This window comes from Streptomyces sp. cmx-4-9, assembly GCF_046548835.1.
Lineage (GTDB): Bacteria > Actinomycetota > Actinomycetes > Streptomycetales > Streptomycetaceae > Streptomyces.
Genome location: NZ_JAEBEE010000005.1, coordinates 322,075 through 348,384 on the forward strand (window position 1 = coordinate 322,075; position 26,310 = coordinate 348,384).

The 26,310-nt window shown below is 74.5% G+C and carries 20 protein-coding genes; 14 read left to right on the forward strand and 6 right to left on the reverse strand.

Annotation, left to right across the window (positions count from 1 at the left end):
• Positions 1-22 precede the first annotated feature (22 nt).
• Together ACLJTM_RS17670 and ACLJTM_RS17675 are read left to right on the forward strand one after the other, a co-directional pair.
• On the forward strand, positions 23-1,438 hold the full coding sequence (locus ACLJTM_RS17670; protein ID WP_411104560.1) for an MFS transporter: 1,416 nt from the start codon (positions 23-25) through the stop codon (positions 1,436-1,438).
• A 165-nt stretch (positions 1,439-1,603) separates the two neighbouring features.
• Positions 1,604-4,015 (forward strand): bifunctional serine/threonine-protein kinase/ABC transporter substrate-binding protein, encoded by a 2,412-nt coding sequence (locus ACLJTM_RS17675; protein ID WP_411104561.1) that lies wholly within the window; start codon positions 1,604-1,606, stop codon positions 4,013-4,015.
• A 61-nt stretch (positions 4,016-4,076) separates the two neighbouring features.
• On the opposite strand, the gene ACLJTM_RS17680 is transcribed toward ACLJTM_RS17675, so the two are convergent.
• On the reverse strand, positions 4,077-5,447 hold the full coding sequence (locus ACLJTM_RS17680; protein ID WP_411104562.1) for a phosphatase PAP2 family protein: 1,371 nt from the start codon (positions 5,445-5,447) through the stop codon (positions 4,077-4,079).
• A gap of 203 nt (positions 5,448-5,650) precedes the next feature.
• Here ACLJTM_RS17680 and ACLJTM_RS17685 point away from each other — a divergent pair, with 203 nt between their 5' ends.
• Positions 5,651-5,944: a hypothetical protein gene (locus ACLJTM_RS17685; protein ID WP_411104563.1), complete on the forward strand. Its 294-nt coding sequence runs from the start codon at positions 5,651-5,653 to the stop codon at positions 5,942-5,944.
• A 45-nt stretch (positions 5,945-5,989) separates the two neighbouring features.
• Here ACLJTM_RS17685 and ACLJTM_RS17690 read toward each other — a convergent pair whose 3' ends face one another.
• Positions 5,990-8,104: a SpoIIE family protein phosphatase gene (locus tag ACLJTM_RS17690; protein WP_411104564.1), complete on the reverse strand. Its 2,115-nt coding sequence runs from the start codon at positions 8,102-8,104 to the stop codon at positions 5,990-5,992.
• Positions 8,105-9,494: 1,390 nt separating this feature from the next.
• Between ACLJTM_RS17690 and ACLJTM_RS17695 the strand changes: the two genes are divergently transcribed.
• Genes ACLJTM_RS17695 through ACLJTM_RS17705 form a run of 3 tightly spaced genes read left to right on the forward strand, consistent with a single transcriptional unit; the run spans position 9,495 to position 14,404 of the window.
• Positions 9,495-10,877 carry an acetyl-CoA carboxylase biotin carboxylase subunit family protein gene (locus ACLJTM_RS17695; protein WP_411104565.1) on the forward strand — a complete coding sequence of 461 codons (1,383 nt, stop codon included), beginning with the start codon at positions 9,495-9,497 and terminating at the stop codon, positions 10,875-10,877.
• Positions 10,878-10,903: 26 nt separating this feature from the next.
• A complete protein-coding gene (locus ACLJTM_RS17700; RefSeq protein ID WP_411104566.1) occupies positions 10,904-13,054 on the forward strand; it encodes a PEP/pyruvate-binding domain-containing protein in 2,151 nt (716 codons plus the stop codon).
• Positions 13,055-13,102: 48 nt separating this feature from the next.
• Positions 13,103-14,404 carry an MFS transporter gene (locus ACLJTM_RS17705; RefSeq protein WP_411104567.1) on the forward strand — a complete coding sequence of 434 codons (1,302 nt, stop codon included), beginning with the start codon at positions 13,103-13,105 and terminating at the stop codon, positions 14,402-14,404.
• A 43-nt stretch (positions 14,405-14,447) separates the two neighbouring features.
• On the opposite strand, the gene ACLJTM_RS17710 is transcribed toward ACLJTM_RS17705, so the two are convergent.
• Together ACLJTM_RS17710 and ACLJTM_RS17715 are read right to left on the reverse strand one after the other, a co-directional pair.
• A complete protein-coding gene (locus ACLJTM_RS17710; RefSeq protein ID WP_411104568.1) occupies positions 14,448-15,515 on the reverse strand; it encodes a PAS domain-containing protein in 1,068 nt (355 codons plus the stop codon).
• Between the two features lie 549 nt (positions 15,516-16,064).
• Entirely contained in the window at positions 16,065-16,673 is a 609-nt protein-coding gene (locus ACLJTM_RS17715) for a hypothetical protein (RefSeq protein WP_411104569.1), read from the reverse strand.
• Positions 16,674-17,253: 580 nt separating this feature from the next.
• Between ACLJTM_RS17715 and ACLJTM_RS17720 the strand changes: the two genes are divergently transcribed.
• From ACLJTM_RS17720 to ACLJTM_RS17750, 7 genes are all read left to right on the forward strand, one after another.
• Positions 17,254-17,658, forward strand: a complete 405-nt coding sequence (locus ACLJTM_RS17720) for a hypothetical protein (RefSeq protein WP_411104570.1) — start codon at positions 17,254-17,256, stop codon at positions 17,656-17,658.
• A gap of 312 nt (positions 17,659-17,970) precedes the next feature.
• A complete protein-coding gene (sigK, locus tag ACLJTM_RS17725) occupies positions 17,971-18,555 on the forward strand; it encodes an ECF RNA polymerase sigma factor SigK (RefSeq protein WP_411104781.1) in 585 nt (194 codons plus the stop codon).
• Positions 18,552-19,403, forward strand: coding sequence for an anti-sigma factor domain-containing protein (locus ACLJTM_RS17730; protein ID WP_411104571.1), 852 nt, complete (start codon positions 18,552-18,554; stop codon positions 19,401-19,403). Before sigK ends, ACLJTM_RS17730 begins: the two co-directional genes overlap by 4 nt.
• A 138-nt stretch (positions 19,404-19,541) precedes the next feature.
• Positions 19,542-21,110 (forward strand): phospholipase D family protein, encoded by a 1,569-nt coding sequence (locus ACLJTM_RS17735; RefSeq protein WP_411104572.1) that lies wholly within the window; start codon positions 19,542-19,544, stop codon positions 21,108-21,110.
• A gap of 272 nt (positions 21,111-21,382) precedes the next feature.
• Positions 21,383-22,270, forward strand: coding sequence for a peptidoglycan recognition family protein (locus ACLJTM_RS17740; RefSeq protein ID WP_411104573.1), 888 nt, complete (start codon positions 21,383-21,385; stop codon positions 22,268-22,270).
• A 169-nt stretch (positions 22,271-22,439) separates the two neighbouring features.
• Positions 22,440-22,823, forward strand: coding sequence for an STAS domain-containing protein (locus ACLJTM_RS17745; RefSeq protein ID WP_411104574.1), 384 nt, complete (start codon positions 22,440-22,442; stop codon positions 22,821-22,823).
• A 140-nt stretch (positions 22,824-22,963) separates the two neighbouring features.
• Positions 22,964-23,422 (forward strand): ATP-binding protein, encoded by a 459-nt coding sequence (locus ACLJTM_RS17750; protein WP_411104575.1) that lies wholly within the window; start codon positions 22,964-22,966, stop codon positions 23,420-23,422.
• 16 nt (positions 23,423-23,438) lie between these two features.
• Here ACLJTM_RS17750 and ACLJTM_RS17755 read toward each other — a convergent pair whose 3' ends face one another.
• Positions 23,439-23,999, reverse strand: coding sequence for a dihydrofolate reductase family protein (locus tag ACLJTM_RS17755; RefSeq protein ID WP_411104576.1), 561 nt, complete (start codon positions 23,997-23,999; stop codon positions 23,439-23,441).
• A gap of 36 nt (positions 24,000-24,035) precedes the next feature.
• Between ACLJTM_RS17755 and ACLJTM_RS17760 the strand changes: the two genes are divergently transcribed.
• On the forward strand, positions 24,036-25,112 hold the full coding sequence (locus ACLJTM_RS17760) for an enoyl-CoA hydratase/isomerase family protein (RefSeq protein WP_411104577.1): 1,077 nt from the start codon (positions 24,036-24,038) through the stop codon (positions 25,110-25,112).
• A 58-nt stretch (positions 25,113-25,170) separates the two neighbouring features.
• On the opposite strand, the gene ACLJTM_RS17765 is transcribed toward ACLJTM_RS17760, so the two are convergent.
• The gene (locus ACLJTM_RS17765; RefSeq protein ID WP_411104578.1) at positions 25,171-26,094 is read right to left on the reverse strand and encodes an SDR family oxidoreductase; all 924 of its coding nucleotides are present in this window, start codon (positions 26,092-26,094) and stop codon (positions 25,171-25,173) included.
• Positions 26,095-26,310: the final 216 nt, after the last annotated feature.

Genomic DNA, 26,310 nt, shown 5'->3' on the forward strand with positions numbered 1-26,310 from the left:
TGACCGAGAGGACGTCCGCAGCATGACGCCGCCCCCCGGCACAACGCCCCGGAGGGGATGGAGCATCACCGTCCTCCTCCTCGGCGTCTTCGTCTCCTCGCTGGACCTGTTCATCGTCAACATCGCCTTTCCCGACCTGGCGCAGTCGTTCCCGTCGTCGACGCTGAGCAGCCTCTCCTGGGTGCTCAGTGCCTACGCGATCACCTTCGCGGCGTTCCTCGCGCCGGCGGGACGGTGGGCGGACCAGTCCGGGCGCAAGCGCGCCTTCCTGGCGGGCCTCGCCCTGTTCACCCTGGCGTCGGCCGCGTGCGCGGCGGCCCCGTCGCTGGGCGCGCTCGTGGCGGCCCGTGCGCTGCAGGCCATCGGCGGCGCGCTGATGCTGCCGAGTTCACTCGGCCTGCTGCTCCCGCTGTTCCCGGCGGAACGCCGCGGAGCGGCCGTCGGCCTGTGGTCGGCCATGGGCGGCGCGGCCGCGGCGCTGGGACCGCCGATCGGTGGACTCCTCGTCCAGGCGGGCTGGCAGTGGGTGTTCCTCGTCAACCTGCCGGTCGGCGTGGCGGCCGTCGCCGTCGGCGTCTGGGCGCTGCGCGAGATCCGCGAGGAGTCCCGTACCTCGCCCGACGTACTGGGCGCCGTCGCGCTCGCGGTGACGGTGGGCGCGCTCGTGGCGGCGATCGTGCAGGGCGAGACCTGGGGGTGGACCAGCGGGCGGGTCCTGGGCCTGTTCGCCCTGGGCGTGCTGGGCGCCGTGTTCAGCGCCGTACGGGCGGTCCGGCATCCGGCTCCCGTCATCGAACCGGCGATCCTGCGCATCCGGGCCGTGGCGCTGGCCAACCTTGCGACGATCCTGTTCTTCGCCGGCTTCGGAGCGATGATCCTCGGCTCGGTGCTGTTCCTCACCGACCTGTGGGACCACTCGGTGCTGCGCGCCGGCCTGGAGATCGCCCCCGGCCCGCTGATGGCGGCGGTCTGCGCGGTGCCGGGCGGCCTCCTCGCCACCAAGTACGGCACCTACGCGGTGGGGTTCGCCGGCAGCGTGCTGTTCGCCGTCGGCGGGGTCCTGTGGGCGACGGCCACCGCCACGGACGCGGCGTACGCGAGCACCTTCCTGCCGGCCGGCATCATCGCCGGCGTCGGCGCGGGGCTGGCCCTGCCAAGCCTGTCCGGCGCGGCCACCCTGCCGCTGCCCCCGGAACGCTTCGCCACGGGCACCGCCATGGTCTCCATGTGCCGTCAGATCGGACTGGCCCTCGGTGCGGCGATCGTGGCGGCGGTCCTCGGCGCCCGTCCGGACCTGGGATCGTTCCACGCCATCTGGTTCTTCATGGCCGGGTGCGGCCTGACCGGCGGGCTGGCGCTCCTCGCGATCCGTGACACCACCCGCCGGCCGGCGCCGCCCAGGGCCACGGCCACGGAGGGGCTGCCGGCCGCCCGTTGAGACGCCCAGGGTGCGGCAGCCGCCCGGGGCTCCGCCCAGCCCCGCCCTCCTCGCGCACCCCCGCGGCCCCGCCGCGGGGGCCCCGTGCGCCCCGAAGCCATCCAGGCACGTGATCAGGCCATCATGTGGTCATCTGATCGGCCCGACACGCCCTAGAGTGTGCGCGTGACCGAGCAGAACGCCGAACTCATCGCCGGGCGCTACCAGCTGCTCGAACGCATCGGACAGGGCGGCATGGGCCGGGTCTGGCGGGGCGCCGACCAGCAGCTCTTCGGGCGCGAAGTCGCCATCAAGGAGATCGTCTTCCCTCCGGGGCTCGCCGACGCCGACCGCGCCACCCTGCTCGGGCGCTTCACCGGTGAAGCGCGGGCGGCGGTCACTCTCAGCCATCCCGGGATCATCACCATCCACGACGTCGTGGAGCACCGCGGCGCCCCCGTGATCGTCATGGAGTACATCCGGGGGCAGTCGCTCGGCGCGGCCCTGCGCCGCGAGGGCCGGCTGCCCGTGCAGCGGGTGGCACAGATCGGATCCGCGGTACTCGACGCGCTCGCCGAGGCGCACCAGGCGCGGATCGTCCACCGTGACATCAAGCCGGACAATGTGCTCCTGGCCAAGGACCGCGTCGTCCTCACCGACTTCGGCATCGCCCACCTCGCGGACGCCACGACGAAGCTCAGCCACAGCGGGATCGTCATCGGCACCCCGCAGTACATGCCGCCGGAGCAGCTGGAGGGCAAGCGCCCGACGCCCGCCAACGACCTGTGGGCACTCGGCGCCACCCTCTACCACGCGGTCGAAGGGCATCCGCCGTTCGACGCCGAGGGGTTGCACGCCCTCGCCGTGGCCGTCTTCACCCGCCCCCACCGGCCCCCGGTCCATGCCGGCCCGCTGGGCCCCGTACTCGACGCACTGCTGGCCAAGGACCCGGCGCGACGAGCCGGCGCCGCCGAGGCCGCCGAGCTGCTCGCGGCGGCCCTGCGGCCCTCCGGGCCCCGGGCAGGCACCCGGGCCCCCACCCACCCCCCGACCCGCACCACCGGGGCATCCGGTACGGACGAGGCGTCCGGCGCGGCCGAGTCCGCCGCGGGCGGTGCAACCGCCGGAGCTTCCGGGTCCACGGAAGGGCGGCCCACCGTGGGAGCCTCCGACGCCGCCGGATCCGGGACCCCGCCGGATGCGGCGACACCGACCGTCCCCGCGCCCACCGCCCCTACGCAGCCTGCCCTGCCCCCGCCCCCGACCGTCCCCGCGCCGACCGAAGACCTGGTCTCGCTCGGCGGAACGGACCCCGCAGGACGCGGTACGGACGCGTCCGCCCGGCGCCGCACCCTCACCCGGCGCTCGACGGTCCTCGCGGCCGTGGCCGCGCTCACCGTCGGCTCCGTCCTGACCTGGACCCTCGCTCAGGACGGGCGGGGCGACGGCAAGCCGGCCGGCAGCGGATCCGCGGCATCCCCCGCCACGGTGGTCATCGGCGTGGACGCCCCGCTCAGCGGCGACCTGTCCTTCCTCGGCGCGGGCATGAAGAACTCCGCCGACCTGGCGGTCAGGACCGCCAATCGGACCCGGCACGTCCCGGGCGTCACCTTCGAGATCAAGGCCTTGGACGACCAGGGCAGTCCCGCCCTGGGCGGGCCGAACGCCGCCCGGTTCATCGCCGACCGGAAGGTGCTGGGCCTCGTCGGCCCGCTCAACTCCGGCGTCGCCCAGACCCTGGTGGAACCGCTCGCCCAGGCGAACCTGGTGAACGTGTCGCCGGCCAACACCAACCCCGCGCTGACGCTGGGCCCCCAGTGGGCCAAGGGCGTCACCTCCCGCCCGTACAAGACCTACTTCCGCACCGTGGCCACCGACGCCGACCAGGGGCCGTTCGCCGCCCGGTACCTCCACGACACGGCCGGGAAGGGCAAGCCGTACGTCGTCGACGACAACAGCGCCTACGGCACCGCCCTCGCCGCCGGTTTCACGGCCGAGTTCCGCAAGCTCGGCGGCGCCGTCGCCGGCGCGGACCACGTCGACCCGGCCGCAACCGACTTCTCCGGCCTCGCCTCCAAGATCCGTGCCTCGGGCGCCGACTCCGTGTACTTCGGCGGCTACTCCACCACGGCCGTCCCGCTCTCCCGGCAGCTCCGCCAGGCAGGCGCCGACATCCCCCTGGCGGGCGGCGACGGAATCTTCGACCAGCACTACCTGACGGCCGGGGCGCAGGCCGCCGGCGACCTCGCCACGCACGCCGGTGCGCCCGCCGAAGAACTGGCCGCAGGCGCGGACTTCCTCACCCGGTACCGGGAGGCCGGCTACCCGGAGGAGGCCGGCCTGTACGGGCCCTACGCCTACGACGCGGCGTGGGCCGTCATCGAGGCGGTGAAGTCCGTCGCGGCAGCCCACGGCGGCACCCTCCCGGCGGACGCCCGGGCGAAAATGCCCGCGGCCGTGGCGGGCCTGGGATTCGACGGGGTCACCGGCCGCGTCGCCTTCGACGCGCACGGGGACACGCTCAACCGCCGGCTCGCGGTGTTCGCGGTCAAGGACGGCGGCTGGAGCGTCGTGACGAGCGGCCCCCGCATCCCCTGACCGGGCCCGCCCGCCTGCGGGGCCGGGCGCCTTCGACGCGCCCGGCCCGCAGCACCGCGGATCACACCAGCTCGGGCTGCGGTTCCTGCTCCCGGCGCGGCTGCGGCAGGTGCACCGGTACGGCCTGCCGGTCCCACTGCCTGGTGGTGCGTACGTAGCCGTAGACCACCGAGGACATCGCCGCCATGACCAGGGGCCCGGACAGCCAGGGACGGGCCGCCATCTCCACCGGCAGGAAGCGGTAGGACAGGAGCAGGGCGGTGAAGACCACCGTTCCGTACACGACGAGGCGGACCCCCTGCCGGTCCCAGCCGCGGTCGAGCGCGCGCAGCCCCGCCTCGATCGTGAGCGTGAAGACCACGCCGGCGACGATGTCCGCACCGTAGTGGTAGCCGAAGCCCAGGGTGGCGCCGAGCGTGGCGATCAGCCAGAACGTGCCTGCGTAGCGCATGACCCTCGGGCCCCTGCGGGAGTGGAGGAAGATCGCCGTGGCCCAGGCGGTGTGCAGACTGGGCATGCAATTGCGCGGGGTGAACTCGTCGAAGGGCATCGCCTGCGGGGCGGTCAGCGGCGGGGGCGTGGCCGGCCACAGATCGGCCACCGCCCAGTGGCCCCCGTCGGCGCCGTACGCGAAGATCGGCCCCACCACCGGGAAGACCATGTAGATCCCCGGCCCGAGGAGACCGATGACCAGGAAGGTGCGGACCAGGTGGTGACGCGGGAAGCGGCGCCGGGCCGCCACATGGCGCAGCTGGTACAGCGCCACGGCGACCGCGGCCACCGCGAGCTGGATGTAGACGAACTCGAGCACGTGGGCGCCGACCGTGCCGGTGGCCTCGACCAGCCGGCCGACCAGCCACGACGGGTTGCCCAGGGCGTGGTCGGCAGTGGCCACGTACTGGTCGAGCACCATCGGGCGCGTCTTCGACGTGATCAGCAGCCACGCGTAGCCGGTCTTGCGGCCGGCGACCAGCAGCAGCGCCAGGCCGACGCCCTGCAGCAGCAGGACGCGCTCCCGGCCGGTGCGCCGCGTCACGGCGATGACGGCGCAGGCCAGAGTCACCCACAGCGCGCCGTTGCCGAACATCATCTCGGCGCCGACCGACCACCGCACCAGCCAGAAGACCAGGTCGATCCCGACCGCTGCGCCGAAGGCGATGAACCGCTGCCGCCAGGTGAGCACGACCAGCATCAGCGCCATGCTGACGTACAGCACCGTCCCCGACTTGGGGGCGAAGACCACCTCGCGCGCCTGGTCGGTGAGGGGGCCGCGCTGCCCGTAATGACGTGCGGCGATCTCCAGCGCGATGAGGAAGCCGAGGGCCACCACACCCACCGTGACCCACAGGGCGACCCGTGCCGGGCGGTGCGCGGCCGCCCCGGAGTCATGGCCGTCTCTTCGCGAAAAGGCTCGCGTTATCGTAGATATCAATTTGTTTTCAGCCGATTTGTGTATTTCAACCTGATCGTCGCAAGCTCGAACATGTTAACGGAGGGGGTCGGGCCCGCGGCCTACGGGTGCCGTCCAGAGGTCCGAGCCCACCCCGCCCGCGGGTCGCACCGGGGCCGTATCCGCCGGTGGGAGAGCCGGGGCGCCGCGTTTGGCCGCCCCCGGGGGAGCGCAGGATCGGGGGCATGAGCACACAGAGTGGGCCAGTGGCCGCCCCGCCGCGGGCTGCCGCGGCACGGGCCGGAACTCCCGGCGGGGGAGCAGCCGGCGCCGGTGGAGTGACTCCCGCGGTACGGGAGACGGTCGAGGCGATCGTGCGGGCCGTGGGGGCCGGTGACGACGTCATGATCGACCGCCTGCTCGCCGGGTTCACGGAGGTCGCCGACTACGCCGCCCTCGTCCACCTGCGCACCCGCCTGCACACCGCGCTGCGCGCCACCAGGCAGGCGATGTCCCCCTACCGCATACCGGCGCTGTGACCCCCGCGCGGAGGGGGCCGCTCTGCCGGGGACGGGCCGCCCCCGTCAGTCGGTGAGGTCCAGCTCGGTCCAGACCGTCTTGCCCGCGGCGGTGTACCGGGTGCCCCACCGCTGGGCCAGCCGGGCGGCGATGAACAGGCCGCGGCCGCCCTCGTCGACGGTACGGGCGTGGCGCAGCCGGGGGCTGATGGCGCTCGCGTCGTGGACCTCGCAGGTCAGGCTGCGGTCCTTGATGAGGCGCAGCCGCACCGGCGGGCTGCCGTGGCGCAGGGCGTTGGTGACCAGTTCACTGACGATCAGCTCGGCCGCGGCGGTGGTGTCCTCCCCGATGCCCCATCCGCTGAGCGTCCGGCGGGTGTGCCGGCGGGCGGTGGCCACCTCGGTGAGCCGGTCCTCCAGCAGCCAGCCGGCCGAGGAGTCCCGGGGAAGGGGGTGGGTGCGGGCGAGCAGGAGGACCGCGTCGCCGTCACCGCTCCCGGCGCCGAGCGCGTACAGCGCGTCGTCGCACAGGTCCTGCAAGGACCGGTCGGGGTGGGCCAGGAGGCTGCGCAGGAGGCCCGCGGCGTCGTCGGTGCCCGCCCGCTCCGCGCCGAGGAGCCGCGGGGTGTGCAGGGCCAGGGTGGAACCCTCGGCGAGTTCGACGGTGGTGGCGGCGAACGGGGACCCCTCCCCACTGCCCAGGGCAGGCCCGGCGGCGATGTCCACGGTGTCGACGGCGCCGTCGGGGCGTACGGTCAGCGGCGGCGCGGACCGGCCGGCGCAGGCGAACGTGCAGGTGCGGGTGAAGGGGTCGTACACCGCGTAGATGCAGCCGGCGATCAGCGGCTGCTGGTGCATCGGGTCGCCCGGCGGGAGCGCCGCGCGCTCCTCCGCAAGGAAACGCGTCGTGTCGTCGAGACGTGCGAGGAGTTCGTCCGGCTCCAGGTCCAGCGCGGCGAGCGAGTGGACGACGGTGCGCAGCTGCCCCATCGTGGTCGCGGTGTGGATCCCGCGTCCGGCGACATCCCCGACGACCAGGGCGGTACGGGCGCCGGACAGGGGGATCGCGTCGAACCAGCCGCCGCTCCCGTCGGCGCCGGGGACGTGGAGGTGGGCCGTCTCCAAGGTGCTCTGGGTCGGCGGCCGGCGCGGCAGCAGATGACGCTGGACCATCGCGGCGACCGTGTGCTCGCGCGTGAAGCGGCGGGCGTTGTCGATGCACAGGGCGGTGTGGGCGCTCACCTCGCGCACGAGCGCGAGATCCCCCTCGGTGTAGGGCTCGGACCCCTCGCTCCGGTAGAGGCTGATCAGGCCGAGGGCCTTCCCGCGCAGGGCCAGCGGCGCCACGATCATGCTGTGGGCCCCGGCCGCGCGGATCGCGCCGGCCTTGGACGGATCGGCCTGCAGCCAGGGGCTGTCCTCGCGGACGGACACGATCCGGGGCCGCAGGTCGGCCAGGGCCTGGGTGTAGGGGGTCGGGAAGCGCAGGCTCCGGACGTCGCCCACCGGATGGGCCTCGGCGTGTCGGCGGCCGTCGCGGGCCTGGAAGGCCGCCCGGCGCAGGGGTACCTCCTGGGCGAGCGGCCCCGGTGGCGGCTCCTCGCCGCGGACCACCGCCTCCACCACCTCGACCACCGCGATGTCGGCGAAGGCCGGCACCAGGGTCCGTACGAGTTCCTGGCAGGTGGTGATCGCGTCCAGGGTCTTGCCCACCCGCTCGCGCACCGCATCGCGGACCCGCAGCCGGGCGCGCGCCTCCTCCGCGTCCGTCACGTCGACCGCCGAGATCGCCACCCCCAGGACCGCCCCCTGCGGATCGCTCAGCCGGAACACCGAGACCGAGCGCGTCCTCTCCCGCCCGTGGTCGATGACGCCGAGCCGCGAACGCACCAGGTGCTCCCGCACCGGTACGCCGGTCTCCAGCACGCCGCGGATCATGTCCTCGACCTGCTCGGGCGAGGTGAGTCCGGTGAACGCGTGGCGGAAGTGCTGCCCGAGGAGATCCTCGACGGCGACGTCGTGCATGGGCCGTGTGGCGGTGTTGATCCGCACCAGCCTCAGCTCCGTGTCGAGGACGTGCAGGCCCACCGGCGACTGGGTGAACAGGGCGTCCAGCACCGCCAGCTCGACATCCTCCGGGATGCTCTGCCGCGCCTGCGGGGCCGGATCATCGTGCGTCACAGGGATCACCTCCGCCGTCCACCCTGCCCGACCGGGCGGGCCGGGGCCCTCCGCGCAGCCGGGGACGCAGGGAACTCCTGCGATTGTCACCCTGTCGGCTCGGTGCGGCTCGGTGCGGTGCGGCTGGGTGCGGCTCGGTGCGGTGCGGCTGGGTGCGGCTGGGTGTGGTGCGGTGCGGTGCGGCTGGGTGCGGTGCGGCTCGGCGCCGCGGCGGTTGCCGTCCCGGCCCGCACGGCCTTCCACCACGTCCGCGTCGCCTCATCGTCGTCGCATTCGCCCTGCTGGTCACCGCCCTCACCTGAGCCCGAGGTCCGGACCGCGGGGCCGGGTGCCGGTCCGGGTGCCGGGTGCCGGTCCGGGTACCGGGCGAAGCCGTCGGGCGGCCCGGTCGGGCCCGCGCCCGCGCCCGGTCGGGCCTGCATCGTCCGGGCGGGTGCGGCGGGGATGCTGCCGCCGGCCCCGCCCGGCGGCGGCCGAACCGCACCTTTAGGCCGTGGGTTCTCCGGCCGCCCTCGGCCGGCCCCTCGTCGTCCCGGCAGCCGGGCGAGGCCTCCGGCTGGTCGCCGCTGCGCTGCGGCTCCTCGGTTCCCCATTCCCGATACGAAGCCGTGCTGGCGGGCGCGCAGCAGACCCCGGGCGGAGCCCCGGAGGCGCGAGCCGCCCCGCCGCAGCGCCCGGCCGCCCGGCCTGCAGCGGTACCGCCGGACCGCCCCGCCCGCCGCCCGCCCCGCCTGTGGCGGTACCGCCGGACCGCCCCGCCCGCCGCCCGCCCCGCCTGTGGCGGTACCGCCCGGCCGCGCCGCCCGCTGCCCGGCCGCGCCGTCCGCCCGCGCCGTCCGCCCGGGGCACCCGGCCGCGCCGCCTGAGGCGGTACCGCCTGGCCGCGGCGGTACCGCCCGGGCGCGCCCGCCGTCCGCCGTCCGCGACGCCCGGCCGCCCGCCCTGCGGCGGTACCGCCCGACCGCCCCGACCGCCCCGACCGCCCCGACCGCGCCGCCGGGCCGCGCCGCCCGGCCGCGCCGCCTGAGGCGGTACCGCCTTGCCACGGCGCCCGGCCGCCCCACCCGCGGCGGTACCGCCCGCCCGCGCCGCCCGCCCGCAGCGCCCGGCCGCCGCCCGCCCGCCCGCGGCGGTACCGACCGGCGGCCGCGAGGGCCGGGACTTCTCTCCGGCGGCGCCACAACTGGCCGAAAGTCCTTCGTTTGCGCGGCCGTTGGGTGGCGAGATTGTTTGGCGAACGCCTAAGCGAGTAGGCCTACAAGTGTGCGCTCACCGTCTCCCGTCGTGCTCTAGTTGCCCCTGGTCCGTACGTGGCGCCGCCATGCGGACCGTCCGCCGATGCCGCCGACGCCGCGTCCGGCGTCGCCGCTGACCCACCCTCAGGAGCACCATGACCCCGATCCTGTTCGTCTATGCCAAGGGCGGCCCCCCGCTGGAGTACGCGGTGCCCAGAATCGCGGTCCACGCCGACGTGCACGTCCTGGCGCTCGCGCCGCTGCCGGTGAACACCGCACCGCTGTGGCGGCCCGAATGCGCCTCGGTCACCACGGCGCAGCCCGGTGAGGGCGGGGAACTGGTCGACCTGATCTGCGCGCACGCCCGCCGCGTCGGAGCCGCCGCAGTGCTGACGCTGTCGGAGTACGCGGTCGTCGCCGTCGCCCACGCCTGCCTCCAGCTCGGCCTGCGCGGCGCCGGCGAACACGTGGCGGCCGCACGGGACAAGCGGCTGATGCGCCGGATCTGGCGCGATGCCGGGGTGCCCGTACCGGGCTTCACCGAGATCCACACCCCCGGGGACATCACCACCGCCTTCGCCGAACTGACGCCGCCGCTGCTGCTCAAAGCGGCCTGGAGCGCCGGGTCCACGGCCCACCTCACCGTGCGCGACGAACGCCAGGCCGAGGAGGCGTGGAAGACCGGCCGCTCCGTCATGGAGGCCTCTTCGGCGCAGGGGTACGCGGAACTGCACGCCGCAGACGAGGGCGTGAGCGACTTCCTGCTGGAGGAGATCGTGACCGGTGACGCCTCCGACTGGTTCGAAGAGCCGGGCTGGGGCGACTACGTCAGCGTCGAGGGGATCGTCGCCGGCGGCCGCTACCACCCGCTGTGCATCACGGGGCGGATGCCCACCGTCGCCCCGTTCACCGAGCGCGCGAGTCTGGCGCCGGCAGCCCTCCCCGAAGGACTCCAGCGCCGCCTCGAAGAAGTCTCCCGGGCAGCGGTCGACGCGCTCGGACTCGACACCTGCGCCACCCACACCGAGATCAAGCTCGGCGCCGGCGGCGCCGTCTGGCTCATCGAGACCGCGGCCCGGTTCGGCGGAGTGATGACGACCCGCCAGGTCGAGACCGTCTTCGGGCTCGACATGATCGGCATGCTGGTACGCCAACTCCTCGGACAGGACGTCGACTACCCCCGCCGGATGCTCACGGAGGGCAAGGGCGCCGCGGGCTCCCTCGTCGTCCTCGCGGTCGGTCCCGAGGGGCAGCCCTGGCCCGAGCTCCCCTCCTGGGACTTCACCGCCGTCGACTGGGCCGCCCTGCTCGGACCCGGGTCCCGCATCGAGCTGGTGCGCGAGCACAGCCTCGCCCCCGGCACCCCCGTGCCCCCGTACGAGGAGGCGGGAGGCGCCAACTCCATGGCCGCCCTCTGCTTCCTCACCGCCCGGTCCGGCTCCGCCCTGCTGGCCGACTGCCAACGCATCGTCGCGGCCCTGCCCGGCGCCCTCACCGGCGCCCACGCCACCCGCCCGGCAGCCGGGAGCACCCGGTGAGCGCCCGACCCGTGAGGAGCCACCCCGTGCAGAGCCGGCCCGTGGACAACCCCGTGGACAGCCCCGTGGACAGCCCCGTGGACAGCCCGGTGGACAGCCCGGTGGAGGGCCCCGTGGAGAACCGTCCTGCCGAGGGCTCCGGCCCGGCCGCCCCCGCAGCCCCGGCTGCCCCCGCCGCCCCGGCCGCCCCCGCAGCCCCGGACGGCCCGGACGGCCGGGCCACCGCCTCCGACACCCTGCTGACCCTCCCGCTGTTCGAGCAGCTGGCCGGGATGCTGGGCGGACACCCGTACGTGAAGATCGTCGTGGACCGGCACCAGGGCGGCTGGCACATCCTCGACAGCGCCGTGCACTCCTTCCACGTCAACTACATAGCCACCGAGATCCAGGGGATGACCCTCGAAGAACTCGACGCGGAACTGGACGGCTTCAACCACAGCGTCTACCAGGACCCCGCCCGCCGCTTCCTCCTCGGAGTCCTGTCACTGCACTCCCGCGGCGGCCCGGAGCAGCGCGAACCCTTCATGGTCCTGGAGACCACCGAGGCCGACACCATGGGCGCCGCACTGCTCACCGAGTTCCACGCCTTCGTGCGCGCCCACCTCGACCCCGCCCTGGAACTCCTGGTGAAACCGGCCAACCACGGCCAGGAGAGCGCCCTCGCCGCGGTCCCCGAGACCGTCGTGCCCCGCACCCGGGGCCACGCCCTGTCGGCGACCGCGCCGTTCGTCCCCCTCACCCTCGCCTCCGCCACCGGACGGCTGCGGGCCTTCGCCACCCGGGAGGACTACCTCGCCGCGCGCCCGGACCTCGCCTGGTACGACATCGTCGCCATGCCGGTCGTCCCCGACGACATCCCGCGCCTCGCGGGCCTCCTCAACGCCCAGCCGACCACCCCGCTGTCCCACACGAACATGCTGGCGGCCGGCTGGGGGATCCCCAACGCGATCGTGCGCGGGGTCCTCGACCGGATCGCCGACGACAAACTCGACGGAGACTGGGTCCGCTACGAGGTCACCGCGGACTCCTACGTCCTCGAACGCACCGAGCAGCCCGCCGACCTGGCCGAGCCGGCCTGGCACACCCAGCGGATCCGCCTCGACACCCCGCAGGTGGCGGACGCCCCCCTGGTGCCGCTGTCCGCGCTGCGCGCCCGGGACCGCAACCGCTACGGCACCAAGGCGGCCAACCTCGGCGAACTGCACCACGTGCTGCGCCACGGCTCGAACCGCCTCACCGGCTACTACTCCGTGCCGCGCCCGCCGCGCCCCGATCTGCTCGGCCACCTCGCCGCCCGGCTGCGGATGCCCGCCGACGGCGATCTGGCCCAGCACGCGGCCGAGTTCCTGTCCCGCCACCTCCAGGCCCCGGCGGGCATCGCGGTCCCCTTCTCCGTCCAGCAGCGCTTCCTGGACTCCTCGCCCGCGGTGCAGCAGAGCATCGGCAAACTGAAGATGGCGCTGGAACTGGGCGCCATGGACGCCGCCGACACCGTCTGCGTGCAGTTGCAGCACCTGGTGCGCACCCTCCCGGTGCCCGAGGACCTGGTGCGGGCCCTGGACTCCCAGGTCGTCGAGCACCTCGCGGGCACCAGCCGCTTCGCCGTCCGCTCCTCCTCCAACGCCGAGGACCTGCCCGGCTTCTCCGCGGCCGGCATCTACGAGTCCCACACCAAGGTCACGGACCTGCCGGGACTGCTGGACGCCATCCGCCAGGTGTGGGCCTCGCTGCTGTCCCCGCGCAGCGTGCGGCTGCGCCACCAGGCCGGGATCTCCCTGGACGACACCTACATGGGGGTGATCGTCCAGCGTTACGAGCCGTCCCCGCTGGGCGGCGTCATGGTCACCTGCAATCCCACCAACCGGGCCGACTTCCGCAATGTGTACCTGAACTGCGCCCACGGCTCCACCGCGGACGTGGTGGACGGCCGGACGCTGCCCCTGCAGTACCTCTACAACACCGTCGAGGGCGGCGGCCGGACGATCTCGCTGGGAGCGGCCGCCGAGGACCTGGAACAGGAGACCCGGGCCCATCTGGGACGGCTGGCGCTCGCGGGCCGCCTGCTCCAGTCGCACTTCGCCGCCGACTACACCTTCGCCGGGCCTCTCGACGTCGAGTGGCTCCTCGCGCCCGGAGGACGGCTCCACATCCTCCAGCTGAGGCCGTACAGCGCCTGAGGGCGGCGCCCTCCTCCTGCCGCGCACACCCCTACGAAGGCCGTACCCATGCCCCTCTCCTCCGTCTCGCCACGCTCCCGCCTGCGCGGGAAGCGCCGCGTGCGGCCGCCCGCCGCCGTGCTCCGCGTGATCCGCCTGAACAACGGGTTCCAGCTGCTGTTCAACCTGTTGTGGTGGATGCCCGTCTTCTACCAGTACCAAAAACAGGCCGGCCTGTCGGACAGTCAGATCTTCGGCATCCAGAGCATCTACTACGTGGCGTTCTGCCTGCTGGAGGTGCCCACCGGCTTCATCGCCGACCGCATCGGGCAGCGCCGGTGCATGCAGCTGGGAGCGGCCGTCATGACGGCGGCCAATCTCCTCCCGGTCTTCCGGCCCTCCTTCACGGGCTTCCTGGCGCACTTCCTGGCCATCGCCGCGGCCCGCTCGCTGGTGTCCGGGGCGTCCAGCGCCTACCTCTACGAGTACCTGCACGGCCACGGGGCGGGCGAGCACTACGTGCAGGCCGAGGGCACCGCCCGGGCCCTGGGCCTCTGGGCCAAGATCGCCTGCTGGCCGCTGGTCGGCCTCCTGATGCAGGTCCGGCACGAGGCGCCGTACGTGCTGACCGCGGTGTCCGTCCTCGGCTCGCTGGCCTGCGCCGCGGCCCTGCCGGCCGTCCCCGTCCGGCCCGCGGCCGCCGGGCGGCACGGGGCTGCGCCACCGCCCGGGGAGGGCGTGGGCCTGCTCGACTCCGCCCGTCAGGCCTTCAAGGTGCTCAGGGGCTCCCGGGCGCTGGGGCCGCTGATGGTGCAGGGCGTGGCCGTCTTCACCCTGGCGCGGATCTGCCAGGTCAACCTCTTCCAGCCGCTCCTCCTGGAGAAGGACCTCCCGGTCGCCGACCACGGCACGGTGCTGTCGGCGATGACCGTCGCCGAGGCCGTGGGATCGGCCCGGACGAACTGGGTGCGCGGCAGGGTGTCCGACACCGCGGTGGTGAGCGCCCTCAGTGTCGTCATGGCACTCACCCTCGCGGCCACCGCCTGGTCCGGGGCGCTGGGCACGGTCGCGTGGCTGTGCGTCTTCGCGGCCGCGGCGGGGCTGGCCTACCCGGTCCAGCGGAACCTGATCAACGCGGCCATCCCGCCGACCCCTTACCGGGCGACCCTGCTGTCGGTGGAGTCCATCATCGACCGCGGCGTGTGCGCGCTGGTCGCGCTGGCGGTGGGCGCCTACCTCGCGGCGGACCGCCTCGACGCGCTCCTCGTGCACGCCGCCGCGGGCACCTGCGTCCTGCTGCTCGTCGTGGGGGTGGCCCTGCGGCGGGTCGCACGCGCCGGCGCATCGCCGGCCGCCGCCGACCGCCCCTGACGCGGGCCGCTGCCGGTCAGTACGGGGTGTGGGCCGCCACCGGTCAGTGCGGGTGCGGCGGGAGGGCGGCCCGGGGCGGCCAGGCCCGCCCGTCGAGGATGCCCAGCGTGTAGGCGCGCGCCACCAGCGCGGGACGCGAGGCCGCGTCCAGTGCCTCGCGCAGCCGGCGCAGGTGGTAGTCCAGGGCCTGGCGGGACAGCCCCAGGTGGGAGGCGATGGCCCCGTTGGACTCGCCGCCCGCCATCAAGGACAGGACCCGCAGCTGTACGGGGCTCACCCGGGCCGCGGCAGCGGACTCGGGGCCCAGCGCGTGCAGTACGGCCGAGATGCGGTCGGGGGCTCCCCGGTGCCGGATCACGCCGAGGTCCGCGCGCAGGACCAGGCTGCCGCCGGCGGCGGTGCGGCAGACGACGGAGCACGTACGCCGGGCGGCCCGGCCCAGGATCAGGTCCGCCCAGGCCCGCCGCACGGCGCGGCAGTCGCCGCTCAGGTGGCCGGCGGCCCGGCTGCCCTCCAGGTGGGCCCGGTCGCCGCCGAGCAGTTCCGCGACGCCGCCGCTGACCCGCTGGACCCGGCCCCGCAGGTCCAGGGTCACGATCGCCAGCCCCGAGCGCTCCCAGAGGGCGTGGAGCTCCTCGGCGGCGGCGGCCTTGTCCTCCAGGGCCTGGGCCTGATCGGTGACGTCCCGGTAGATGCCGCCGACGCGGGGGCCCCGGCCGAAGTCCAGGACGAAGCGGTGCCCCGTGACCTGGCGGGGTGTCCCGTCGGGGTGCCGGAAGAGCAGCGTGTGGCGCACCGGGCGGCCGGACGTGAGCACCTCGCGGTCCAGGGCGCGGAACACGGCCGCGTCGTCGGGGGCGTCGACCTCCTCCACGGTGCGGCCCACGACCGCGTGTGCCTCCAGGCGGTACAGGTGCGCGTACGCGGCGTTCACCCACAGGTAGCGGCCGTGCCCGTCGCGGATGAAGGCGGGCGCGGGGGCGTAGGCGGCGAGGGCCTCGAACCAGCGCGCCGCCTCGGGCAGCTCCGGGCTCCCGGCCGCTGCGCGCCCCGGCTCCGTCCCCCCGCCGGCCGCCGGCCGTGTCTGCCCGTGCTCGTTCTTCACGTACATGCCTGGTTCTGCCTCCCGGGATTCCTGCGCGGTTCGCCCTCCCCGGGGCGGAGCCGCTCACGTCAGGGCGCGGGCCGAGGCGCACACGGGCGCACCGGGCCGTCGGCGCCCTGGCGGGAGGTCAACTTAACCGGTTTTGAGCTGCGTTGCGGCAACGGGAGCGGATTGTCTGATTCCGGTCGGTCGCCGGCGGGCGGACTCCGGCGGGCCGCCCGGGTGGGGTCCGCTGTCCGCTGCCGAACCGGTCACCGCTGCTGCGGGCGCCTCAGGAGCGGGGGAGCGGGGGTGGGCAGCGGGCTCGCAGCGGCCGGGGTCAGGCCGTCCAGGACCCTCCGGGAACGGCTTCCGGACCGGCCTGCTCCCGGGCGGCTGCTTCGCCCTGCTGTCCGCAGCCGTCGCCGCCCTGATCCCCGCTCCCGCACCCGCACGACCGACCCCGGCCGCCCCCGCCGGCCCCGCACCGGAGACCACCCTCGCAGCCACGGCCCCATGACGGCGCGCCATCGACCTGGTGAGGGATGACCGAGCTGCGGTGGCAGTGCCAACCCGTCAGCTGTCTGGGGCCAGCTGCTTCCTGATGGCCGCGACGGCGGTCTTTGGTTCGTCGGCGTGGCAGCGGACCGTATGAACCTCCGTGCTCCGCCCCAACAGGCTCACGGTTGTGACTGGTCGGATCAGCTCGATGGTGATCGAGGTCTGCGACGCGATGGCCACGTCCAGCACGCCGTTCTCGGACTTGTTCGCGTCCGGGAAACGGAGGTCGTAGCGGGCGGACGCTATCCGCCCCAGGGGTATCCGCAGATCGAGCCGTGCACCTCGCCGTATCCGCAGCCCGCCCGGCCCCACGACGTGTGGGCGTGTGACGGCGGCGGCGTGCAGCCCCAGGGCCAGGAACACCGTGTAGAGGTCGAGCAGCAGCATGACCAGGTGGGCGACCGGGTACGCGGCGAGCATGAAGGACACCCCGACCGTCTCGACCACGAACACGAAGACCAACCCGTACGCCGTCGGTGCCTGAGCACGCGCATACCCGACAGCGATATCCGCGTCCCCGACTCCGTGCGAGCGCCGAGCCACCCACAGCCCGAGGCTCGCCATCCACCGCCCCTCGTGTGCTGCCAGCCGTCGCGCCTGCGTGATGAACGCCCCGATCCCCATGCGCCTCAGTGAATCAGAGAGACCCCTGAATTCCCCCGGGTCGTAGAGCCCCGCATCGGCAACCTTCAGGCGGAGGGGCGGGGTCCGGTGCAGGACCGGGCGTTCGTGCAGCCCCAACCCCCGCCATGAGATGTCGTCAGGACGGTGCAAGGGGTGAGAAGGCGGACTCTGTTGCCCCGCTCTCATGAGCACTGCACGCACCCGCGCCGTGCACCGAGTGCGATGGAGTCCGCATTCCGTCGGCCGCACCGCCGCGGGAAGCAGCCCGTGTGGCCGGATGCGAGCATGCGTTGCTGTCGCCCGCAGCGGCCTCTGCGCTGCCCAGTCGATCAGCCGCGACAGCCTCTGTCCCCACCGCTCCCTCACCGACCAGCTCCGACACGTCCTGACGGATTGCGCGGGCAGCGTGCCGCACGCTTCAGCCGTTGCTCTCTGGAGATGACGGACGGATTTTTAGTGTGACATGCGCGTATTTGAAACGAATCGGACAAAAATCCATCCAGCGGGTCCCGGGGCTCGAATCCCTTGTGCCACATCAAACGCAGCCCTCCCCTCGGGTGAGGGCGAGGAGGTGGGATTCATGTCCGCTGGATACCGGGTCAGGCGCCTGGCAGTCGCCGCCGGCACAGCCGGTCTGCTGGCCGGAGGCGTGGCCCTCGGAGGCGCGGCGCAAGCGGTCGCGGCACCCCGGGCGACCGTCGCCGCATCCGTCACCCACACCCAGGACCACGGCAAGAAGTGTGTCTGGGAGAGGGGCCACTGGGACAAGCGGTGGGTCAAGGGCCACTGGGAGAAGAAGTGGGTCCGCGGCGGGGAACGGGACCACGACTGGAAGGACGGGCACGACGGGAACCGCGACCGCAACGGCGGATGGCACGACTCCCGCAGCCGCCAGGGCCACGGGAAGTGGGTCTACGTCCCCGGCCACTGGGAGAAGGAATGGGTCAAGGGCCACTGGGACTGCTCCTACAAGGACCGCTGGTAGGACGTGCTGCACACGCCTGGCGGCGGGGAAGGCGGCGGGGGCCCGGTACCTGCGGGACCCCGCCGCCTCCCGCGCTCCGCATGCGTCCTGCCCGCATCGGTGGTGGGATCGGGAGCAGGTGCACCCGAGGACACGGGACGTCTGATGGAGGACAGGGCAGGGAGGGCGGACGCCGACGCGGCGTCCCCCGCGGCCGACGCGGGCGGGGTGGACGTCCCGGCCGTGGACGCCCCGGCCGTCGATGCCCCGACCGTCGACGCGCCGGCACTGGACGCCCGGGCCGTGGACGTTCCGGCGGCGGATGCGGCCGCCGTGCCCGGCGCGGACCCCGCAGGCGCCGAGGACGATCCCGCCGACGCACTGGACACCATGCTCCTGCAGGTCGCGGAGGGCGACCAGGAGGCGTTCACCCCGATCTACGACGCCCTCGCCGCCCCCGTCATGGGCCTGGCCTGCCGGATCCTGCGGGACGAGGCCCAGGCGGCGGAGGTGGTGCAGGAGGTGATGGTCGAGGTCTGGCGCACCGCCGGGCGCTTTCGGCCCGAGCTCGGCACCGCGCGGGCGTGGGTGCTGCTGCTGGCGCACCGCCGGGCCGTGGACCGCGTCCGCTCCGCCGAGGCCCGTACGCAGCGCGAGGAGAAGGCCGCGCTGCTGGACCGGCTGCCCCCGTACGACGAGGTGGCCGACACCGTCGAAGGGCGCGACGAGCACGCCCGGGTGCGCCGCTGCCTGGGGGCCCTGAGCCACGACCAGCGGGAGGCCGTCCGGCTGGCCTACTACGAGGGGATGACCTACCGCGAGGCCGCCCGGACCCTGGACTCCCCGGAGGGAACCGTCAAGTCGAGACTGCGCGACGGACTGCAACGGCTGCGCAACTGCCTGGAGGCGTCCCGATGACCACCGCGCCCGACCCGCACCCCGCGCCGAACCCGCACCCCGTGCCGAACCCGCACCCCGCGCCGGACCCCCACTCCGCGCTCGCCGTGTACGTGCTGCACGCCCTCCCGCCCGAGGAGGACGCAGCCTTCGCCCGCCACCTCGCGGGCTGCGCCCGCTGCCGCCGCGAGGCCGCCGCCCTGCGCGCCGTGGCCGGCGAGCTGGCCGGGCTGCCCGGAGCCGCGCCGCCGCCCCCCGCCCTGCGTGGCCGCGTCCTGCGGCGGATCGCGGCCACCCCGCAGGAACGAACCGCATCCGGCGCCGCCCAGCCCCAGCCCCAGCCGTATTCGCACCCGCAGCCGCATGCCGCCGCGGTCCGGCCCTCGCGGTCCGGCCGCGCCCTGCGCTGGGCCCTCGCCGCCTGCCTGGCCCTGGCCGTCGTCCTCGGCGGGACCGCGTACCAGCAGCACCGCGAGGCCGAGGACGCGCGCTCCCGGCTCGCCGCGGTCCGCCAGGCTCCCGCCGCCCGGCTCGCCGGGGTGCTGGCGGCCCCCGACGCCCGGATCAGCACCACCGAGTTCCCCGACGGCGCCACCGGTTGCGTGATCGTCTCCCGCCGCGACGGCCGCGCCGCCTTCATCGTCTCCGGCCTGCCCCGGCTCTCCCCGGGCCAGGTGTACGCCCTCTGGTACGACGACCTGGCCGGGGCCCGCCCCGCAGGCACCTTTCCGGGCCGCGGCACCTGGCACATCGAGCTGCTCGACGGGCCCGCCGCCCGCGCCCGGGCCGTCGGCGTCACCGTGGAACCCGTCGGCGGTTCGGCCCGGCCCTCCACCGAGCCCATCGGCGTGATCGACATCCCGGCCTGACCCGGCCTGACCCCGCCCGCCTGACCCCGCCTGGCCCCTCCGACTCCAGCGGCCGCCTGCGCCGCCCGTCCCGGGGGCCCGGCGCCCCGGGGTGAAGGGGCTTTCCGCGGGTAGGAGCCGATCCGGAGGTGTGATCCCGTGACGCAGGCCCAATGGCTCCTGACCGCCGCCGAGCGCGGCAACCCCGCAACCCGCCTCGACCGCCGCCGCGCCGACGGCAAGGCCTGGTCGGAGGGCAACCACGTACGCCCCCTGGTGCACGGCGCCGTCTACTTCGCCGAGCTGCTGGCGTCGATCCGCGCCATGCGCGCCGGCGATCTGCTCCTGTTCACCGACTGGCGCGGCGACCCCGACGAACGGCTCGACGGGGAGGGCACCGAGATCGGCACCGTCCTGGGCCAGGCCGCCGAACGCGGCGTCATCGTCAAGGGCCTGGTGTGGCGCTCCCACTGGGACAGCCTGCAGTTCAGCCAGGAGGAGAACCTCCACCTCGGCGAGGAGATCGAGGAAGCGGGCGGCGAATGCCTGCTCGACATGCGCGTGCGCCCCGGCGGGTCCCACCACCAGAAAATGGTCGTCCTGCGCCACCCCGGCCGCCCGGAACGGGACGTGGCGTACGTCGGCGGCATCGACCTCTGCCACAACCGCAACGACGACTCCTCCCACCGCGGCGACCGCCAGTCGCTGCCGATGGCCGAGGCTTACGGACCGCACCCGCCCTGGCACGACGTCCAGCTCGCGCTGCGCGGCCCGGTCGTCGGCGACCTCGAAGCCGTCTTCCGGGAACGCTGGGAAGACCCGTCGCCGCTCAGCCGCAGCCCGCTCACCCGGCTGCGGGAGAGGGCACACCGGGAGGACACCGTCGCGGACCGGCTGCCGCCCCAGACCGCCGACCCCGCACCCTGCGGCACCCACACCGTGCAGGTGCTGCGCACCTACCCCAACCGCCTCCTGCGCGGCTACCCCTTCGCCCCCGACGGCGAACGGAGCATCGCCCGCGCCTACCTGAAGGTGCTGGACCGGGCCGACACGCTCGTCTACCTGGAGGACCAGTACCTGTGGTCGCCCAAGGTGGTGGCCGGTTTCGCCGAGGCGCTGCGCCGCCATCCGCAGCTGAGGCTGATCGCGGTGATCCCCTCCATCCCGGACCAGGACGGCCCGCTCACCGGGCCCATGAACCTGATCGGGCGGATCAACGCCCTCGCCGAACTGCGGCGGGCGGGCGGCGACCGGGTGGCCGTGTATGGCCTGGAGAACCACGCGGGCACCCCCGTCTACGTGCACGCCAAGGTGTGCACGGTCGATGACGCATGGGCCTCCGTCGGCTCCGACAACATCAACCTCCGCTCGTGGACCCACGACTCCGAGCTCAGCTGCGCCGTCCTGGACGACACCGGCGACTTCGCCCGCGAGCTGCGCCTGGAGCTCATGCGCGAGCACCTGGACGCGGACGAGCCGCAGGGGCGGCTGGCGGCCGACGCCCTGGACGACCCGGTGGCCGCCTTCGACGCGTTCGCGAAGGCGGCCGCCGACCTGGACGCCTGGTACGAGGGCGGGTGCCGCGGACCGCGGCCACCGGGCCGGCTGCGCCGGTACCGCCCGCCGGAGCTCCACCCGCTGCGCCGACTGCTCGCCGTCCCGCTGCACCGGATGCTGGTGGACCCCGACGGGCGCACCTTCAGGCTGTGGCTGCGCAACCGCTTCTGACCCGTACCGAAGCCTGGTCCCGCACCTGACCCCGAGCCGGACCCCCACCCGACCCCGACCCCGGCCCCGGGTAGGCCCGAGCCGGGGACGCCGCCCGAGCCCGCTCCCGCGCCGCGTCGCGCCCGCTCCCGCGCCGCCGCCCCGGTGCGCCGTTCGGTCTACGGGCCCCCCGGGCGGCGGTGCAGGGACGTTGCCTCTTGATCTTCCGGTCGTTGTGCGTGTGCGCGGCATCCTGCCGTGATCGCCCCCCGCCGGTGAGAGGGAGTCCCCCCATGCGTGTGCGCGCCCTGACTGCTGCCCTTGCGGAGGCCTGGACGCCTCCCGCGCGCCGGAGGGGGCGGCCGGCGCCCGGGCTCCCCGGGGCCGCGGACGGAGCCGGCCCGACCCCGGAGCAACTGCGCCGGGTCACCCGCCGCATGCTCCTCTCCGGAGCGCTGGCCCTCGGCACCACGGCGGCCTGGCCCCGGGCGGGCGCCGCGTACGCCGACGGCGCGGCCGGCCCGGAGATCATCGACTGCGAGTCCTGGGGCGCCCGCCCGCCGTCCGAGTCCGTCGTCATCCTGTCCACGCCCCCGGAGCGCATCATCGTGCACCACACGGCGACCGCGAACGTGGCGGACTTCTCCCGCGGGCGGGCGGTCGCCCTCGCCCGGGCGATCCAGAACTACCACATGGACACCCAGCACTGGATCGACACCGGGCAGCACTTCACCGTCAGCCGCGGGGCGTTCGTCACCGAGGGCCGCCACGAAAGCCTCGCCGAGCTGACCGCGGGCTCCCGCCAGGTCCGCTCGGCCCACTGCGTCGGACAGAACAACGTGGCGATCGGCATCGAGAACGAAGGCACCTACACCAGCGTGGAGCCGCCCGCCCAGCAGTACGCGGCCCTGGTCGCGCTCTGCGCACACATCTGCCGCCGGTACGGGCTGCCGCCGTCGGAGATCCACGGCCACCGGGACTTCAACGAGACGGCCTGCCCCGGCGACCGGCTGTACGCCCTCCTCCCCAAGCTGCGCCAGGACGTTGCCCTCCAGGTCGGCGAGAACCTGTGGGACACCATCGACGTCGAGGAGCGCCACCGCTGGCCGGGCCCCTCCGAGTACCTTCCGCAGGACGTCCTGGACCGGACGCTCCAGGGGCGGCTGCCCGGCCGTCCCTGAACCCCACTCCTGCGGACCGTGCCGGGCCCGTTCGGACGCGGCACGGCGCGGACTTTCGGGCCCGGGGCGGCAGCGCGCCTTCCCCGGCGCCGCACGGCCCATGCGCGCCGGATGCGTATCCTCGCCGCTTCCGGGAAGGTGCCTGTCAGCAAGGGAAGGGTGATGCCGGATGGTTCCGGGAGCGGACAGCGGACGTTTCACCGTCGCGGTGCGGACCGTGGACGGGGCCGTGGTCGTGCAGCTCGCGGGCGAGCTGGACCACGACACGGCGCAGCCCCTGCGCCAGGCGCTCGACGAGGCGGTCACCCCCGGTGGCCGCCTGCTGGTCGACCTCACGCACCTCGGGTTCTGCGACTCCACCGGGCTGAACGTGCTGCTGCACGGCCGGCTCGCGGCGCGGGAGGCCGGCGCGGGGCTGGAACTGGTGGGCCTGCGGGGATCCGTGGCCCGGATGTTCCGCATCACCGGAGCCGACGGCGTGTTCCCGGTGCACGCCGACGTGGAGCAGGCCCTCACCGGACCCGGCGGCCCGCCGGGCCGGCACCCGGTCTGAGCCGGGGGCGCGGACCGGGGGCGCGGACCCGGGAGTGTGGACCGGCGGACAGCGGGCACCCGGAAGGGCGGACACGCAGACAGCCGGACACCCGCAGCGGCGGACATCGGTCCGCGCCGACACGGAGGAGCCTGAGCGCCATGGAACAGCGGGGGTCACCCGACCGGACCTGGTACCTGGTGCTGGAAGGGGTCACCGACGTCGTGACGCGCAGCCGGGACTTCACCCGGCGGGCGCTCACCGCATGGCACTGGCTCCCCGCCGAAGACCCGGACGACCTCGACGCCGCCGAGGACGTCCTGTTGCTGGTCTCCGAGGTGGTCGCCAACGCCTGCCTGCACGGCGGCGGCCCCGGCTCCCTCTACCTCGACTGCACCGAGGACCGGCTGCGCATAGAGGTCACCGACGGGAACCCGGCCCCGCCCGTCCGCCCGCCCCCGGGGCAGTCGCGCCGACCGGGCCGGCCCGGCGGACACGGCCTGCTGATCGTGGAACGGCTGTCCCGCGGCTGGGGGTCGCAGCCCTGGTCGGGCGGCAAGAGCGTCTGGGTGGAGGTGGCCTGCCCGTCACCGGTGCGCCGGATGTGGGCTGGTTCCTGATCGGTCGGGGCGCTGCTCAGGGCCGTTCGTAGCGCAGTTGGACGACGCCGTTGCCGAAGGTCCGGGTGCCGTCGAGACGCAGCGGGGTACGGGCGGCCGACGGCGGGAAGAGCGGGGTGCCGCCGCCGATGAGCACCGGGTGCACGTAGATCCGGTACGCGTCGACCAGGTCGTGCCGCAGGAAGGAGGCGGCGAGACCCGCCCCTCCGACGATCAGGTCGCCGCCCGGGGCGGCTTTGAGCGCGGCGACCTCGGCCGGGACCACGTCGCGTACGAGCGTGGCGTTCGGGCCGACCTGCTCCAGGGTGCGCGAGTACACGTACTTGTGCGTGTCCCGCCAGATCCCCGCGAAGTCGGCCTCGATCGGCGAGGCCGCCGGGTCCTCGCCGACGGCCGGCCAGTACCCCTCCATCAGCTCGTACGTCACACGGCCTTCGAGGAAGCCGCCCGTCGCACGGGCCTCGTCATTGAAGTGCTGGTGCAGCTCGTCGTCGACCACGTGCCAGTCGATCTGCCGCCCAGGGCCCTCGATGTACCCGTCGAGGGACATCGAAATCATCAGGATGATCTTCCGCATACCGGCCCACGCTACCGCGCGGACATACTGATCGCTGTGAGAACCGAAGACGACAACGCCGCGCCCCCCGTCCTGTTCGAGATCCGGGGCGGCACCGGGGTGATCACCCTCAACCGGCCCCGGGCGCTCAACGCCCTCACCCACCCCATGGTCCGGCAGATGGACGCGGCCCTCGCCGCCTGGGAGCAGGACCCGGACGTGCAGCAGGTGCTGGTCCGCGGAGCCGGCGAGCGCGGGCTGTGCGCGGGCGGCGACATCCGGGCCATCCACGACGACGCGAAGGCGGGCACCACGGCCTCCGTCGCCTTCTGGTACGACGAATACCGGCTCAACGCCCGCATCGCCCGCTACCCCAAGCCCTACGTGGCCCTCATGGACGGCATCGTCATGGGCGGCGGCGTCGGGGTCTCGGCCCACGGCAGCGTACGGATCGTCACCGAACGCTCCCGGGTCGCCATGCCGGAGACCGGGATCGGCTTCGTCCCCGACGTCGGCGGGACCTACCTCCTCGGCCGCGCCCCCGGCGGCCTCGGCACCCACCTCGCCCTGACCGGGGCCGCGGTGGGCGCCGCCGACGCCATGCTGTGCGGGCTCGCCGACCACTTCGTGCCCGCGGAGCGGATCGAGGAGTTCACCGAAGCCCTCGCAGGCGGACCCGCCACGGAGGCGGTGGCACGGTACGCCGCCCCGCCCGCGCCCGGCGACCTGGCCGCCCGCCGGCCCTGGATCGACCACTGCTACGCGGCGGACTCCGTCGAGGAGATCGTGGACCGCCTGCTGGGACACGGCGACCCGGCGGCGAAGGAGACCGCCGAGACGATCCTGGCCAAGTCCCCGACCGCCCTCAAGGTCACCCTCGCCGCGCTGCGCCGGGCCGGTGCGCCGCGCACGCTGGAGCGCGTCCTCGCCCAGGAGTTCCGGGTGTCCTGCCGGGCCCTGGGCCGCCCCGACCTGGTGGAGGGCATCCGGGCCCAGGTCGTCGACAAGGACCGCAGGCCCCGCTGGTCGCCCGCGGAGCTGGCGGCCGTCACCGACGCCGAGGTGGAGCGGTACTTCGCCCCGCTCGGGGCCGGCCGCGAACTGGTCTTCGGCGAGGCAGGCGTCCGCCCGTGACCGGCCCGCCCCGGCCCGGCCCGGCTTCCGTGCCGGCCCCGGGCTCGGGCAGGAGGCGTCAGCGGTAGCCCGCGGTGTCCGCCGGGCGGCCCGGGTCCTGTACCTCGACCATGTACCGCCAGGCGTCCGGCCGGCTGCCGTCGAGGTCCGTGAAGCCGTACACCCGGGCCAGCTCCCCGCTGGACAGGGACCGGCCGTTCCAGCGGGACACCTGCGGGTCCGCGGCGAGCGCGGCGACCGCCCGGCCCACGTAGGAGGGGGTCTCGGAGATCGCGAAGTGCGGAACCTCGCCCAGGGCGTCCCGCCAGTTCTCCTCCGTCACGCCGAACTGCTCCAGCATGATCTCCGAGCGCATCCAGCCCGGGGTCAGGGCCACCGCGGTGGCGCCGCGCGGGCCCAGCTCGTGCCCCAGCGCGAACGCCATGCGCAGCACCGCGGACTTGGCGATGTCGTAGAAGAAGGAGACCCGGTAGCGCGTCGCGTTGTACTCGGCGGTGCCGTCCGTCATCTCCACCACCAGCCCGCCGGGCCGCCGCAGCAGCAGCGGCAGGGCGAAATGGCTGGTGACGGCATGGGTCTCCACCGCCAGCCGCGTCAGCCGCAGCCCCTTGTCCAGGTCGTGCTCCCAGACCGTGCTCTCCCACTCGAACAGCAGCTCCCCGCCCCAGATGTCGTTGACCAGGAGGTCCAAGCGCCCCTGTTCGGTGTCGATCCGCCGGATGAGGGCCTCGACCTGGTCCGGCACCAGGTGGTCGGCGACCACCGCGATACCCCGTCCGCCGGCGGCCGTGACCAGCTCCGCCGTCTCCTCGACGGTCTCCGGCCGGTCGTACTCGGAGCGCCTGCCCCGGGTGCTGCGGCCCGATGCGTACACGGTCGCGCCCTGCGCGCCCAACTGGACCGCAATGCCCCGGCCCGCCCCCCGCGTCGCCCCGGCGACCAGGGCGACCTTCCCCTCAAGAGCCCGCTTCGCTTCCGGCATGCCCCGACCCTACGGCGCCCCGGCCGGCGGACTGTACAACCCGCCCGACAGGCCGCAGTGTTGACCGCGTCCGGACCACGAAGCGAGGAGAACGGGCTTGCCGTCACGCGAGGAACCCACCGCCACGGACGCCACCGCCACGGAGGTGACCGCCACCGACACCACCGCCACGGACGCCACCGCCACGGACGCCACCGCCACGGACGCCACCTCCAC